The sequence below is a fragment of the Ponticaulis sp. genome (assembly GCF_029210165.1).
GTDB lineage: Bacteria > Pseudomonadota > Alphaproteobacteria > Caulobacterales > Hyphomonadaceae > Ponticaulis.
In genome coordinates, this window is sequence record NZ_JARGNT010000002.1 from 222,698 (window position 1) to 237,265 (window position 14,568).

Below are 14,568 nucleotides of genomic sequence, written 5' to 3' on the forward strand. Positions count from 1 at the left end.
CCTGAGTATTAATCGGGCTGGGCCCGGAAAACCAAAACGCGTCTAATACACCTCATCGCAAAAACATCAACCCGTCTTGAACACGGATCGACATTTTTCCATCGGTTATCAGACAGACTATATATCAGACTAATCGGCTTTGCGTTACTGCAGCGCCGATAAAGCTGGCGAACAGTGGATGCGGTTCGAATGGTCTGGATTTGAGTTCAGGGTGGAACTGAACGCCAACGAACCAAGGGTGATCCTTAAGCTCGACGATTTCTGGAAGCACACCATCTGGCGACAGACCTGAAAAGACCATGCCTGCGTCTTCAAGTGCTTCTTTATATTTGATGTTCACCTCGTAGCGGTGACGGTGACGCTCTTCAATGGTTTCGGTGCCATAGGCCTCAGCAACTTTACTCCCCGGCTTGAGAGTCGCTGGATACGCGCCCAGACGCATGGTTCCGCCCAGATCACCATCTTTCGAACGGGTTTCGCGAACATTGTCGCGCGTCCATTCTTCAATAAAGCCAACGAGAGCGTCTGAAGGTTCGTCATACTCCGTTGTCCCGGCGCCCGAAATGCCAGCCAGTGTACGAGCTGCCTCTATGACTGAGAGCTGCATGCCGTAACAGATGCCGAAGCAAGGGATGTCGCGTTCTCGAGCGAATCGCGCCGCACGCATTTTCCCTGCAGCGCCGCGCTTACCGAAGCCACCCGGCAGAATAATACCGTTCAGACCGTCGAGCACTTCGAGATCAGCATTCTCGTCATCCAGCGGGGTCGAATCGATCAGCTCGATATTGACCTTCACATTGTTCGCAAGACCGCCATGATTGAGTGCTTCCATGACCGACTTATAGGCATCAGGCAGCACGGTATACTTACCAACGAGACCGATACGTACTTCGCCATCCGGTTTGCGCAGAATATCTGAAATCTGCTGCCAGCGTGTCAGGTCCGGCAGAGGAGCGCCCTTCATGCCGAAATGATGCAAAACTTCCGCGTCGAGACCTTCATTGTGGTAGGAAAGCGGCACTTCGTAGATATGAGAGACATCAGGTGCCTCGATAACGCTCTCAGACCGAACATTACAGAAGAGCGCGATCTTGCGCTTCTCGTCTGCAGGAATTGGCCGGTCGCAACGACACAGCAGAACATCCGGCTGGATTCCGATCGAGCGCAGCTCTTTAACGGAGTGCTGCGTCGGCTTTGTTTTCATTTCACCTGCGCTAGGAATGTAAGGTAGCAGCGTCAGGTGTATGAAGATCGCACGCTCATGGCCGAGCTCCTGTCCCAGCTGGCGGATAGCTTCGAAGAACGGCAGCCCTTCAATGTCGCCAACAGTGCCGCCGATCTCACACAGAACGAAATCGACGTCGCCGGCATCGCTCAGAACGAACTCTTTAATCGCGTCCGTTACGTGCGGAATGACCTGAATAGTCGCACCCAGAAAATCGCCGCGGCGCTCCTTTTCAAGAATCGTCTGGTAGATGCGGCCAGTCGTGATGTTATCGCTTTGTCGTGCGGAAACACCTGTAAAGCGCTCATAGTGACCGAGGTCGAGATCAGTCTCGGCGCCATCATCAGTTACGAACACTTCGCCATGTTGATAAGGCGACATCGTGCCTGGATCGACATTCAGATAAGGATCAAGCTTACGCAGGCGAACCCGATAACCACGGGCCTGCAGAAGCGCGCCAAGCGCAGCCGATGCAATACCCTTCCCAAGCGAGGAAACCACGCCGCCAGTAATGAAAATGTAACGCGTCATGGACTCGTAGCTTACAGGATTCGAGAAATGATTCGAGTTAGTTTGAGCTTACGCTCAAATTATTCTGTGGGTTGCTGCTCTTCAATGTCTGAAGGCACCGTCATATCAGATGGAGCTTCTGCATCCAGATCGGAAGGCACTCCCGGCTCTGAACTTTCCGGAATTGCAGGCTCAGTAGACGGAGACAGGTCGAGATCTGAAGGGAATTGATCCTGCTCGCGGTCGGCAGCTTCGAGCGCGTCAGCAAGCGATCCCTGGGATGCGGCAGAACGTGTCGAAATCGTAGTGAGCACAAGGCTGGTCGCAAAAAAGACAGCGGCAAGAATCATCGTCGTGCGTGTCAGCGCTGACGCAGCGCCACGGCCGGACATTAGGCCACCGCCACCGCCGCCACCAATGCCAAGTGCGCCGCCTTCTGAACGTTGAAGCAGCACGACACCGATAAGCCCGATACATGCGATGATATGTACGACTAAAATAACGTTTTCCATAACCGCCTACTTTTCCACGGAACCAAAGCGCGTTCCGATACACCCCTCAAATGGTTTAGCCAAGCCCCTAGCGCAAGCTTGTTGTCAGGCTCCGGCAATAATCCCTAGGAAATCTGCTGCTTTCAGACTCGCGCCGCCCACAAGCGCGCCATTTACTTCAGGGACGCCAAGAATTTCGACGGCGTTCGACGGCTTCACCGAACCGCCATAAAGGAGGCGGACCTTATCGGCGTTTTCGATGCCTATTTCCTGTAGTTTACTACGCAGGAAATTGTGCGCCGTATCGATATCAGAGGTCTCTGGCACGAGGCCCGTTCCGATCGCCCACACAGGTTCATACGCAACGACATATTGATCGCCAGTAACGCCCGGCGGGATAGAATTGGCGATCTGGCCACCCAGAACGCTCAGCGTTTCACCGGCCTCGCGCTGCTCCAATGTCTCACCAATGCATACGATAGGTGTAATTCCAGCGCGCAAAGCGGCTTGAGCCTTGTCACGGACGACCGCGTTCGTCTCGCCGTGATCAGTGCGTCTTTCAGAGTGACCAACAATAACGAAGGCACCACCCATGTCGGAGATCATTTCCGCGCTGATTTCCCCAGTGTGCGCACCTGATACCTTTGCATGGCAATCCTGACCGCCTACTGAAACGCCATTTCCGTCAAATACAGAAACCATACGATCAATTAATGTAGCCGGAGGGCAGATGAGAACGTCTGCGCTGTAATTGCCTTGTGAAAGGCCTTCCACTAGTGATTCTGCTTCGGTCAGAGACGATTTCAGACCGTTCATCTTCCAGTTTCCGGCAATCAAAGGCTTGAGCATAGCGTATTCCATCTTGAATGAGAGACCAATCCCGCCTAGCAAGCCAGATCGACACGTGCAAGAAAGCAAATAAAGCGATTGGCCGCAGGACTACTTCATGCTCACTCTTTTCCGGAACCTTCTACGTTCAAAAGTTGCCCTCGTGCTCATCGGCCTGTTGATCATTGCGATGGCATCCTTCGGCATCAATGACATTTTCACGCCGAACCTTGGTTCAAGCCTCGCAGCAGTCGGAAATCGTACTGTTGAATCCTCCGATCTCGATCGCGAGGCTGAGTTCTTGCTTAACCGCATCAATCAGAATGGCGGCAACAGCACGCAGCAAGACCTCGCTCAATCCGGTCAACTTCAGGGACTAGTTTTCCAGCTCGCGAACCGGAACATTCAGGCGGAATATTTGGAGCGGAATGGTATTCGAGCGTCAGATCAGGCGGTCATTGATGTTATTCGGCAGAACGACATTTTCCGAAGCGCGATTCACGGCGGCTTTGACCGAACCAGCTACATCAATTTCCTGAACGAACGCGGCCAGACGGAAACTGAATTCACACAATGGCTGCAGGACGACCTGACTTTTCTCGCTATGAGCGATGGTCTCGCGAGCAACGTCCAAGCGCCACAAGGTCTGACTGAGCTGCTCGCAGTATTTTCCGAAGAACGTCGACGGATCGCTTACATCGTAATGCAGGCCGGAGACTTGCCAGAAGCCGTCGAACCACCATCCGAAGAAGAGCTGCGCGAATTTTATGATGCTCAGACCAGCATGATGCTGCAACCGGAGCGTCGCGGATTTTCCGTTATCGCCGTTCGCCCTGAAGATTTCATCCATCAGGTAACGATCAGTGACGAAGAACTGGAAAATCAGTACCTCGCGCAACAGTCACGCTTCACCAGCCCGGGCACCCGAACATACGAACAGTTTGCGTTCGCAGACGAAACGACCGCGCGCCAGGCGCTCGGTCGCCTTCTTGGTGGCGAAGATCCTCAAGCAATTGTCGCGACCTTTAACGGTCGCCAGCTTCCGACTGAAACCAACCTGCGTTCGGCTATCTCCAGCATTGATCTGGCCGCTGCAGTCTTCGACACGCCTGTCGATGTATGGAATGGCCCAATTCAGGCTGCAAATGGCCAATGGGTCATCGTACGCGCTACTGAAGATATTCCAGGCGAAACTACCCCGCTCGAAGACGTGGCAGATACACTTCGCGCAGAGATCACTGAGTACAAATCATCGCGTCTTTATGCCGACTCTTTCGACTTAATCGATGATGCTGTTGGATCAGGTGGTACCATTCACGAGATCGCAGAGATGATCTCATCGCCGGTCTACACATTTCCGCCGGTCGATGAGCGCGGATTTACGCGTCAGGGCCGCCGTGTCGGCGCCCTTCTCGAGATAGAAGGCGCTCTGGAGCTCGGCTTCCAGCTTTATCCAGATGAAATGAGCTTCCGCGAAGACGGTGGTGACACGCAATACATCATTCGCCTGGACGAGACGGTCGCGTCCTACCTTCCTGAATTTGAAGAGATGCGAGACGAGCTCTATGATGTGGTTTTCGCCCAGAAACGTCAGGCCGCAGTCACTGAATACGCTGAAGCAATGATGGAGCGCATTAATGGCGGGTCCTTTTTGAACGCAGAAGCTCAGCAGCTGGATCTTGAAGTTGATCGTCCGCCAATGGCCATTGCACGCTCATCTGGACCACAAATCGGCTTCCCTCCAGAAGTGATGGCGCGAATTTTCGGGAGCGAACTGGATCAGGCGTTTTCTATTCCACTTCAGCGGGGTTATTTCATCGGCGTTGTTGAAGCCATTGAAGTTCCTCAAGGCGATCAAAGAACAGCAGCATCTGCCCCAATCAGGTCCAATCTCAATCAGATGATCGCGGGAGAATTCGAACAAGCCGTCTTCGACGTGGCGCGCGAGAATGTGAATGCCCAGATCAACGATGCTGCGATCACGACCTATCTCGAACAATACCAACCGGTGCAGTAGTTAGAAGTTTATAATGGCCGATCATCTCATTGTACGCCGACGTATCGCGGATACGGAAACGCCGATTTCCGCGATACTCAAACTCGGTGCAGAAGAACCTGGCCACTTTCTGTTTGAATCCATTCAGGGTGGTCATCAGCTCGGACGATATTCTTTTATTGGTGTAAAACCTGATCTCTGGTGGCGTGTTCAGGACGGCGTTGCTCAGACCAGCCGATCTTCTGACTTTTCAGAAATCATAGCATCTTCTGATGATCCATTGGTCGACCTTGATCGATTTACCGAAGCGGCTCGGGCCAAGTCCGAAGAAGATTTGCCTCCTATGGCGGCCGGCGCCTTTGGTTATCTTGGCTACGATATGGTCCGTTACTATGAGCCAGTGGGCGAGAAACCTGAACAGGTCCTTCCGGTACCGGAGGCTGTGCTGGTTCGTCCACGAGTCGTGCTGATTTTTGATCACCTGTATCAGGAGCTTATTCTGGTAGCTTCCGTACGCACATCATCCGATGGTGCAGATGCAGAGGCAAAAGCGGTTGAAGCTCTTGATGAAGTTGAAGCAGCCCTGGACGGTCCCGGCTCTCCAACGCCGCGCGGTCAAAGCGAACGGGTGCTAGAATTTAAGTCCAACTTTTCCGAAACGACCTATGCTGATGCGGTTGAGAAGGCGCGCGACTACATCAAAGCAGGGGATATTTTTCAGGTCGTTCCTAGTCAGCGCTTCACCTGCAACTATCCTTACTCATCCCTCGCCTATTATCGCTCGCTTAGATCGCTGAACCCATCAGCATTCATGTTCCATATGCGACTTGGCGATGCCCAGCTCGTTGGTAGCAGTCCAGAAATCCTAGTTCGCGTTCGCGACGGCCGTATGTCCGTTCGACCGATTGCTGGCACAAGGCCAAGATCTAACGATAAGGCTGAAAACCTGCGTCGTCAGGAAAGCTTGTTGAATGACGCTAAAGAGTGCGCTGAGCATCTAATGCTGCTCGACCTCGGTCGAAACGACGTCGGGCGTGTTTGTCAGTATGGCAGCGTTGAAGTCACTGAGTCCTTCGTGGTCGAACACTATAGTCATGTCATGCACATCGTATCGCAGGTTGAAGGCAATCTTCGCGACGACAAAACGCTGAAAGATGCGTTAATGGCAGGCTTCCCTGCAGGCACAGTTTCTGGCGCACCGAAGATTCGCGCCATGCAGATCATCGATGAGCTCGAAGGAAACTCACGCGGCGTCTACGGCGGAGCGGTCGGCTATTTCGGATGGAAGGGTGATCTCGACACCTGCATCGCCTTGCGTACCGCAGTGATTGAAAACGACCGCCTGCACATTCAGGCAGGTGGCGGCGTCGTGCTCGATAGCGATCCAGAATACGAATATCAGGAAACAATGCATAAATCTCAGGCCCTGAAACGGGCTGCAGAGATGGCAGCGCGGTTCGAGGGCAATCAATGATCCTCCTTATCGATAACTACGACAGCTTCACCTACAATCTGGCGCATTACCTCGCTGACGTTGGTGGAGAAGCGCACGTCATTCGAAATGATGAAATGACCGTGGAAGCGGCGTTAGCGCTCAAGCCCGAAGCCGTTGTACTGTCACCGGGCCCATGCACGCCAAACGAAGCCGGAATATGCGTCGATTTTGTTAAACGCGCGCCAGACTCCTTGCCCATTCTAGGCGTTTGCCTCGGTCACCAGTCCATTGGTCAGGCTATGGGGGGTGATGTAGTCACCGCGATGGAAATTCGGCACGGCAAGATCAGCACGATCAAGCAAAAAGGCGGCGCTCTGTTTGCAGGGCTCCCCGAGACGTTTGACGTTGTTCGGTATCACTCCCTGGCGGTCGCTCCTCCAAGCCTTCCAGATTGCCTGATCGCAGATGCTTTTACCGACGACGGTGAGATCATGGCGATGCACCATGAATCACGTCCTGTTTTTGGCGTGCAGTTTCACCCGGAGAGCATCAAAACCGAACACGGCCATGAGATGCTTGCAAACTTTCTGAAGGTGGCGAAGAGCGCATAGAGCCACGCCAGACTGAACCTAGGGAACAACCATGTCGGACGTCATTTCTACTGCGATCAAGGCTATTGCGCGCAAAGAAACCCTCAGCGTTGAAATCCTTGAAGGCGCATTTGCTGAAATTCTTAACGGAGAAGTTCCTCCGGATCGCATCGGGGCATTCCTGATGGGTCTGGCTGTTCGCGGCGAGACGAGCACAGAACTCCTTGCCGGAGCGCGGATCATGCGGCGCACAGCAAAACGGATTAAGTTGGACGGTGTCGTTCTTGATACCTGTGGCACTGGCGGCCTTGGCTGGACCAGCCTCAACACGTCGACAGCCAGCGCCATTGTGACCGCAGCTTGCGGCGTGACTGTAGCTAAGCACGGAAACCGATCCGTACCGCCAAAGACCGGCTCCGCTGACGTGCTCGAGGCGTTAGGTGTAGGCCTAGACATCTCTGAGGAGCAATTCCTCGACGCAATCAAAACTGCCGGAATTGGCTTCCTCTTCGCCAGATCGCACCACTCCGCGATGCGCCATGTTGCTCCTGTACGTGCCAGCCTTGGCATTCGCACAGTGTTCAACCAGCTAGGCCCACTCTCGAACCCAGCGGGAGCGAGTCACCAGATCTTGGGTGTCTATGATCCACACTGGCTGCGCCCTATGGCCGAAACACTTCAAGCACTGAAAATCGAGCGCGCCTGGGTGGTGCACGGCAAGATGAACGATGGTCTGACAATTGATGAGCTGTCGATTGCCGGTGAAACCCTTGTTGTAGACGTTACCGAGAATGGTCTGGATGAAATCGTGATCCACCCTTCCGACGCGGGACTTCCAGTGAGTCCGCTGTCTACACTCCAAGGCGGAACCCCGGATCAGAATGCAAAAGCCATTACTGATCTTTTCTCAGATAAGGCTTCCCCATTTCGGGATGCAGTGGTCTTAAACGCCGCTGCCGGCCTCCATCTCACAGGCAAAGCGACTACGCTACGAGACGGTGCGGAAATGGCGTCAGACGCCATCGCGTCCGGCGCAGCACGAGAAACTCTCAACAAGCTGAAGGCAGCAACGTCATGACGACCGCGCTAGATCGAATTAACGCATACAAACGAGATGAAGTGAAAGCGCTGCGCGCGGAACGCACCGAAGAGTCCTTTCTCCGCGACATTAAAACGCTCCCTGCTCCGCGTGGCTTTCTTTCAAGCATGAATGCAACGGTAGCTGCCGGGCGAAACGCGCTCATTTGTGAGATTAAACGAAAGAGCCCTTCTGCCGGTGACATTCTCATGGGCGCCGACCCGGCAGCAGTTGCACGAGACTATGAGAATGGTGGCGCAACCTGTCTCTCAGTTCTAACGGATGGCCCGAGTTTCGGCGGCAGTCTTTCGGACCTGAAACTGGTTCGAGACGCTGTTTCGATGCCAATCCTTAGAAAAGACTTCATGCTGGATCCGATCCAGATACTGGAAGCGCGAGCCCATGAAGCTGATTGCATTCTGATCATCATGGCATCGTTTGATAACGCTCTCGCTTCGGAGCTCCTCCATACAGCGAAGGAAGTTGGGCTTGATGCTCTTGTAGAAGTTCACGATGAAGCAGAACTTGAGCGGGCTCATGCGATCGGTGCCGATTTTATCGGCGTGAATAATCGCAACCTCAAAGAAATGACGACCGATCTTGGCGTCTCGGAACGGCTCGCGTCAGGCGCCGATGCCAATAATCACATGGTGTCCGAAAGCGGTGTGAAGACGGTAGGAGACATCGAGCGGCTCCGCATGAGCGGATATAGACGTTTTCTTATCGGTGAAAGCCTCATGAAAGAAACAGAACGCGAACTCGCTGTAAAAAAGCTTGTTTATACTACAGAGAATTGACGAACAAAACGAACGGATGTAGAACAAAACACGACTCTAATCAGATCGGAACTTAAAATGCTTACGGTCAAACAGCGCGAATTGTTGCTCTTTATCCATCATCGTATCCAGGAAACTGGTGTTTCTCCTTCTTTCGACGAAATGAAAGAGGCTTTGGACCTCGCGTCCAAGTCTGGCATTCACCGTCTGATTACCGCGCTCGAAGAACGCGGCTTTCTTAGACGCCTCGCTAATCGAGCCCGCGCACTCGAAGTAATCAAACTTCCTGATTCAGCTGCGTCCGGCGGAACACAAAGCCGACCAAAAGGACCGTTCAAGCCAAGCATAGTTTCGAATGAATTCGAAACTGAAGTACCGGCGAACGACACTGTGCCACTTCTTGGTCGTATCGCGGCCGGCGTTCCGATTGAAGCCATTCAGCATGAGGTCGACCGAGTCGTGCCACCACAGGGCATCGAAGGTCGCGATCACTTTGCGCTCGAAGTAAAAGGTGACTCGATGATTGAAGCCGGAATTCTGGATGGCGATATCGTCATTTGCAATCCGGGCGAAACCGCCGTGTCCGGCGACATCGTTGTTGCGTTGATCGACGAGGAAGAAGCAACACTGAAGCGCTTCCGCAAAAAAGGCGGCTCTATTGCACTGGAAGCTGCCAACCCAAAATACGAGACCCGTATATTCGGTCCTGACCGGGTGCGCGTTCAGGGTAAACTCGTCGCTCTGATCAGAAAGTACAATTGAACCGGTTAGTGGCAGTCCGGGTATTGGTTGCTCCACGGTCGACATCTGTATCGATCTGACCAACGAATTTCGTATCCTTCGCCAGTATCAAAGATATGAGCGACCCTTGGGTCGCTCTTTTCTATTTGAATAGAATTGCCATCAGCGCTCGTGAGTTGAATGGCATTTTCAGTTTGATCGACGCGCACTGAGCCGTCCAGAACGTCACAGCCCTGAGTGCAAACGTGTTCGCTAACGTCCGCAAAGCGTAACGGCCGTAGGCCCCGGCCCCCAATATCAAGTTCGATCCAGTCTGATTGTTCGCGAACGAAAATATGTCCGGCACCGTCATAGATCATCGTCGGCTTGGGGGACATCAGCCACATAACTACCGCTATTCCGGAAAATGCGATCATGACAGCGATACGATTGCTTCGAACGATCGTCCAGCACGCTAAAGCTCCAACCATTGCGAGGAATACCTCGACGGGCATTTGCCCTGGCACGAAGCGTCGCCAACCGTTCCAATCCTGCGTAAAATGAACTGCAAGATCTAACACCCATCCCAATGCATGTGTGAGAGCCTCGAGTCCCATATCACCTAAACCAAACGGCAGTAGAACGACGCTAATGGCAGCGATAGGAACGCATACCAGCGTGATTATCGGCATAATCAGAATGTTGGCGAAGAAGCCTAAGGGTGCAGCCCGTCCAAAATGGTATAGCGCGAACGGCATTGTTGCTAACCCGGCTATCCAGCTTGTTCGAACCAGACCATCCAGAAATGGCAATACCGATTTGTGAAGGACACCCTGACGCGCTGTTTTATGTTTATCGAAATTCCTATAGCCGGCGAGTAGTGCGCCAGTCGCGGCAAAGCTCATCTGAAAGCCAGGCGTCAGAACAGACCACGGAGCCAGAAGCAGCACCGACATCATCGCGATGGCCAATGCCTGAAACGATAATAAGGGTCGGTCGAATAGGGAATATACCAAGACCGACATCACCATGATGTATGCACGCTGGGTCGCCACACTGGCACCGGAAAACAACAGGTACGCCGTAATAGCGACTAACGAGCCTATGCCAGCGACCTTCTGCAGCGGAATACGCAACGCAATCGCGGGAAAAAGTGCCAACATGCGGAAGATACCGAAATAAAATACCCCCGCAGCCAGCCCCATATGCAGCCCTGATATCGCCAGCAAATGCGCCAGACCTGACGCCCTCAGAGTCTCCTCGTCTTCCTCGGAAAGATAACTTCTATTACCCGTCAGTAAGGCTGCGGCCAGCCCTGCACCATCACCGGACATGGACGCAATATGAGCGGCAAGCTGTCTTCGCTCAGCGTTCACCCAAAGCGCAAAGCCGTTCACAGAACTATCAGCTTGCGAAAGCCTTCCAGGCTCGCATCGCCCAAAAACATATCCAACGCCCCCCAGCCCATCAAAGAACGCGTTGCGTTCAAAATCATAATCTCCTGCAAGCATCGGGGATGGTGGCGGCTGAAGAGATGCAAAGCATCGGACAAAACGCCCTGGCATGAGCGCCTCGTCAGGACGCTGTGATAACCGGACAGTTTCGGGCATATTTTCGGGAAGGATATCTGATATTGCGTGAACATTTATCGAGATACGAATTCTTTCCGAATGACCGGAGATTTCAGTAACCCAGCCCTCGACCATGACACGCTCAAAAGGTGCAGGAATTCCCCTATATGGCATTGTGTACGTACGAAAAGCGCTGTAGCAAAAGCCGAAAATAGCGAAGGCCATGAGAATAAGCGCAAACTCTGGCAAAGCCCGCAGTGACGACGCCACGCGCATCGCCATCAAACCTCCGGCAACTAAGGCGGTTAAGGCGCACGCATACGCGAACCAGCCGGGTTCTTGATCGCCTGCAAAGTAGGCAGCACAACCCGCTGCAAACGCGACAGGCACCCAGAGCATGCGCTGGAAATAGCCTTGGCTTGTTTCGCTTTTGAGAAGCAGCAGCTTCTTCACAGCCCGTTGGCCGTCCAGGCTCACATTACGAACCAGCCGCCTGCGTCCGGACGACGTTAGCGTGCTCCGAACAGGATTTACGAGGCGTTTAATGACTGTAATCACCCGCTTTGCTCCCTCACCAACGGGATTTTTGCATATTGGCGGCGCAAGAACAGCCCTTTTCAATTGGTTGTTTGCACGTCACCATGGCGGGAAGTTCCTTCTTCGTATTGAAGACACCGATCACAAACGCTCTACTCAGGAAGCAATTGACGCTATTCTCGCGGGAATGAAGTGGCTCGGGCTTGAATCCGACGAACCGCCGGTCTTCCAGAGCCAACGAGCAGATCGCCACGTAGAGATCGCTCAGCAATTGCTCGCAAACGGAAAAGCTTTCAAGTGCTACGTAACGCCGGAAGAATTAGCCGAACGACGAGAAAAAGCTCAGGGCCTGCTCGCTCAGGTTAAAGCGGGCGAAGGATCGCCAGAAGCTATTGAAGCCTTGAAAGCCGAAGCCAACGCCTTGATGGCTGCTTTTCGATCTCCGTATAGGGAGGGAAAAGACGCGCCATCTGACGATGCGCCTTATGTTGTACGATTGCGCGCGCCAGACGACGGGAAGATTGCGCTTTCTGATGACGTCCAGGGTGACGTCAGCATCAACGCAAAAGAGATTGATGATCTCATTCTTTTGCGAGCTGATGGTACGCCAACCTATATGCTTGCTGTTGTCGTAGATGACCACGACATGGGGGTCACTCAGGTTATTCGCGGCGACGATCACCTGACGAACACATTGCGCCAGATTCCGATTTTCGAAGGTATGGGCTGGGCGCTGCCGAAATATGCCCACATACCTCTGATCCATGGCCCTGATGGCGCCAAGCTTTCGAAGCGACACGGTGCACTTGGTGTCGAAGCATACAAGGATCTGGGATATATTCCGGACGGTCTTAAGAACTACCTCCTCCGACTTGGCTGGAGTCACGGAGACGACGAGTTTATTCCGACTGAAAAGGCCGTGGAATGGTTCGATCTATCCGGCATCAACAAAGGTGCGTCCCGGATGGACTTCGAGAAGCTGGCCTTCATCAACGGGGAACACCTTCACCGTCTAGATGATGCCGCCGCACTTGATCTACTCCTCGAGAACGCTCAAAAGGAGCAAACGCTTAGCGATGCCGCGAAATCACGCATCGAAGCGGCAATTGCTGTCCTGAAAATGCGCGGACAGACAATTCCTGAAATAACTTCGGCTTCTCAGTTCCTTATAGTCGAAAGGCCAATTGACATTAACTCAAAGGCTAGGAAAAAGCTTAAGCCGCAAGCTTTAGAAATCTTAGGAGACCTTCGAAACGCATTAAACGACGAAGAAACCTGGACAAGTGATCAGCTTGAAACCTTGATTCAGCAGTTCTGCGACACACGTGAACTGTCTCTTGGACAAGTTGGTCCCCAACTCAGAACAGCACTTACCGGAGGCCTGCCGGCGCCGGATCTGCACCTGATACTCTTCTGGCTTGGAAAAGCCGAAAGTATTGGGCGGATAGATGATGTTCTGGAATTGATGAATACAAATATCTGAAAGAGGGCATATTGATGGAAAACAAGACGAAACCTAGCGGATCGGCCACACTCAATGTGGGAGATAAAACTCTCGAATTGCCTGTGCTGTCCGGATCCGTTGGACCAGATGTCATTGATGTGAAATCACTCTATGCCCAGACAGGCATGTTCACGCTTGACCCTGGTTTCACGTCTACAGCCAGCTGTGAATCCCAGATCACTTATATTGACGGTGACAACGGCGTTCTTCTGTATCGCGGTTACCCGATCGACCAACTTGCAGACAATTCAAGCTTCCTTGAAACCTGCTACCTTCTCCTGAACGGTGAACTCCCGAGCAAGGCTGAGCTCGACGATTACACTCACACGATCACGCATCACACCATGCTGCACACGCAGCTTGATCGCTTCTTTGAAGGCTATCGCCGCGACGCTCACCCAATGGCTGTTATGGTGGGTACAGTTGGCGCTCTATCTGCCTTCTACCACGACTCCACTGACATCAACGATCCGATGCAGCGCATGATCGCGACACACCGCTTGATCGCGAAAATGCCAACGATTGCGGCACGCGCATACAAATACTCCGTAGGCCAGCCATTTATCAGCCCACGCAATGACCTCAGCTATTCTGAGAACTTCCTGCGCATGTGCTTTGCTGTTCCTGCAGAAGATTATGAAGTGAACCCGGTGCTTGCAAAGGCTATGGATAAAATCTTCATCCTGCACGCCGACCACGAGCAAAACGCATCTACATCAACTGTCCGTCTTGCGGGCTCTTCTGGCGCTAACCCATTCGCATGTATCGCCGCTGGCATTGCATGCCTCTGGGGACCAAGCCATGGCGGCGCAAATGAAGCTGCACTCAATATGCTCCGTGAGATCGGCTCTGTTGATCGCATTCCTGAGTTCGTTCGCCGGGCGAAAGATAAGAACGATCCATTCCGCCTCATGGGCTTCGGTCACCGCGTCTACAAAAACTATGACCCGCGTGCGAAAGTCATGCAGAAGACCTGTCACGAAGTTCTGGACGAACTCGACAAACGTGACGAACCGCTTCTGCAAGTTGCTATGGAGCTCGAGAAAATCGCGCTTGAGGACGAGTACTTCGTTGAGAAGAAACTTTATCCGAACATCGACTTCTATTCCGGCATCACTCTGAACGCTCTCGGCTTCCCGGTCGAAATGTACACTGTGCTCTTTGCACTGGCGCGTACAGTTGGCTGGATTGCACAATGGGAAGAGATGACAACAGACCCGACACAGCGTATCGGCCGTCCACGTCAAATCTACACTGGCGCCACAGAGCGCGATTACAAGCCAGTATCCCAGCGATAACTCGCGGGG

At 53.1% G+C, this 14,568-nt stretch carries 12 protein-coding genes; 8 read left to right on the forward strand and 4 right to left on the reverse strand.

What is annotated here, in order from left to right; genetic code table 11:
- Positions 1–124: 124 nt before the first annotated feature.
- The 3 genes from P1U45_RS13075 to tpiA form a co-directional block, all read right to left on the reverse strand.
- Complete coding sequence (locus tag P1U45_RS13075; RefSeq protein ID WP_293618140.1) at positions 125–1,756, reverse strand: CTP synthase; 1,632 nt, start codon at positions 1,754–1,756, stop codon at positions 125–127.
- Between the two features lie 59 nt (positions 1,757–1,815).
- Positions 1,816–2,247: a preprotein translocase subunit SecG gene (gene secG, locus P1U45_RS13080; protein ID WP_301059462.1), complete on the reverse strand. Its 432-nt coding sequence runs from the start codon at positions 2,245–2,247 to the stop codon at positions 1,816–1,818.
- Positions 2,248–2,331: 84 nt separating this feature from the next.
- Positions 2,332–3,087, reverse strand: coding sequence for a triose-phosphate isomerase (tpiA, locus tag P1U45_RS13085; RefSeq protein WP_366145001.1), 756 nt, complete (start codon positions 3,085–3,087; stop codon positions 2,332–2,334).
- 85 nt (positions 3,088–3,172) lie between these two features.
- Between tpiA and P1U45_RS13090 the strand changes: the two genes are divergently transcribed.
- Genes P1U45_RS13090 through lexA form a run of 6 tightly spaced genes read left to right on the forward strand, consistent with a single transcriptional unit; the run spans position 3,173 to position 9,691 of the window.
- Positions 3,173–5,071: a peptidylprolyl isomerase gene (locus tag P1U45_RS13090; protein ID WP_301059464.1), complete on the forward strand. Its 1,899-nt coding sequence runs from the start codon at positions 3,173–3,175 to the stop codon at positions 5,069–5,071.
- Between the two features lie 13 nt (positions 5,072–5,084).
- Positions 5,085–6,524 (forward strand): anthranilate synthase component I, encoded by a 1,440-nt coding sequence (gene trpE / locus P1U45_RS13095; protein WP_301059465.1) that lies wholly within the window; start codon positions 5,085–5,087, stop codon positions 6,522–6,524.
- The gene (locus P1U45_RS13100; RefSeq protein ID WP_301059466.1) at positions 6,521–7,096 is read left to right on the forward strand and encodes an aminodeoxychorismate/anthranilate synthase component II; all 576 of its coding nucleotides are present in this window, start codon (positions 6,521–6,523) and stop codon (positions 7,094–7,096) included. The genes trpE and P1U45_RS13100 overlap by 4 nt, the downstream gene beginning before the upstream one ends.
- A 31-nt stretch (positions 7,097–7,127) precedes the next feature.
- Positions 7,128–8,153 carry an anthranilate phosphoribosyltransferase gene (gene trpD / locus P1U45_RS13105; RefSeq protein WP_301059467.1) on the forward strand — a complete coding sequence of 342 codons (1,026 nt, stop codon included), beginning with the start codon at positions 7,128–7,130 and terminating at the stop codon, positions 8,151–8,153.
- A complete protein-coding gene (locus P1U45_RS13110) occupies positions 8,150–8,950 on the forward strand; it encodes an indole-3-glycerol phosphate synthase TrpC (protein ID WP_301059468.1) in 801 nt (266 codons plus the stop codon). Before trpD ends, P1U45_RS13110 begins: the two co-directional genes overlap by 4 nt.
- A 57-nt stretch (positions 8,951–9,007) precedes the next feature.
- Positions 9,008–9,691: a transcriptional repressor LexA gene (gene lexA, locus P1U45_RS13115; protein WP_301059469.1), complete on the forward strand. Its 684-nt coding sequence runs from the start codon at positions 9,008–9,010 to the stop codon at positions 9,689–9,691.
- A gap of 5 nt (positions 9,692–9,696) precedes the next feature.
- Here the strand turns inward: lexA and P1U45_RS13120 are convergent, their stop codons facing one another.
- Entirely contained in the window at positions 9,697–11,673 is a 1,977-nt protein-coding gene (locus P1U45_RS13120; protein WP_301059470.1) for a ComEC/Rec2 family competence protein, read from the reverse strand.
- A gap of 91 nt (positions 11,674–11,764) precedes the next feature.
- On the opposite strand from P1U45_RS13120, the gene gltX reads away from it, so the two are divergent.
- Together gltX and gltA are read left to right on the forward strand one after the other, a co-directional pair.
- A complete protein-coding gene (gene gltX, locus P1U45_RS13125; protein ID WP_301059471.1) occupies positions 11,765–13,240 on the forward strand; it encodes a glutamate--tRNA ligase in 1,476 nt (491 codons plus the stop codon).
- Positions 13,241–13,254: 14 nt separating this feature from the next.
- On the forward strand, positions 13,255–14,559 hold the full coding sequence (gene gltA / locus P1U45_RS13130) for a citrate synthase (RefSeq protein ID WP_022695474.1): 1,305 nt from the start codon (positions 13,255–13,257) through the stop codon (positions 14,557–14,559).
- Positions 14,560–14,568 lie beyond the last annotated feature (9 nt).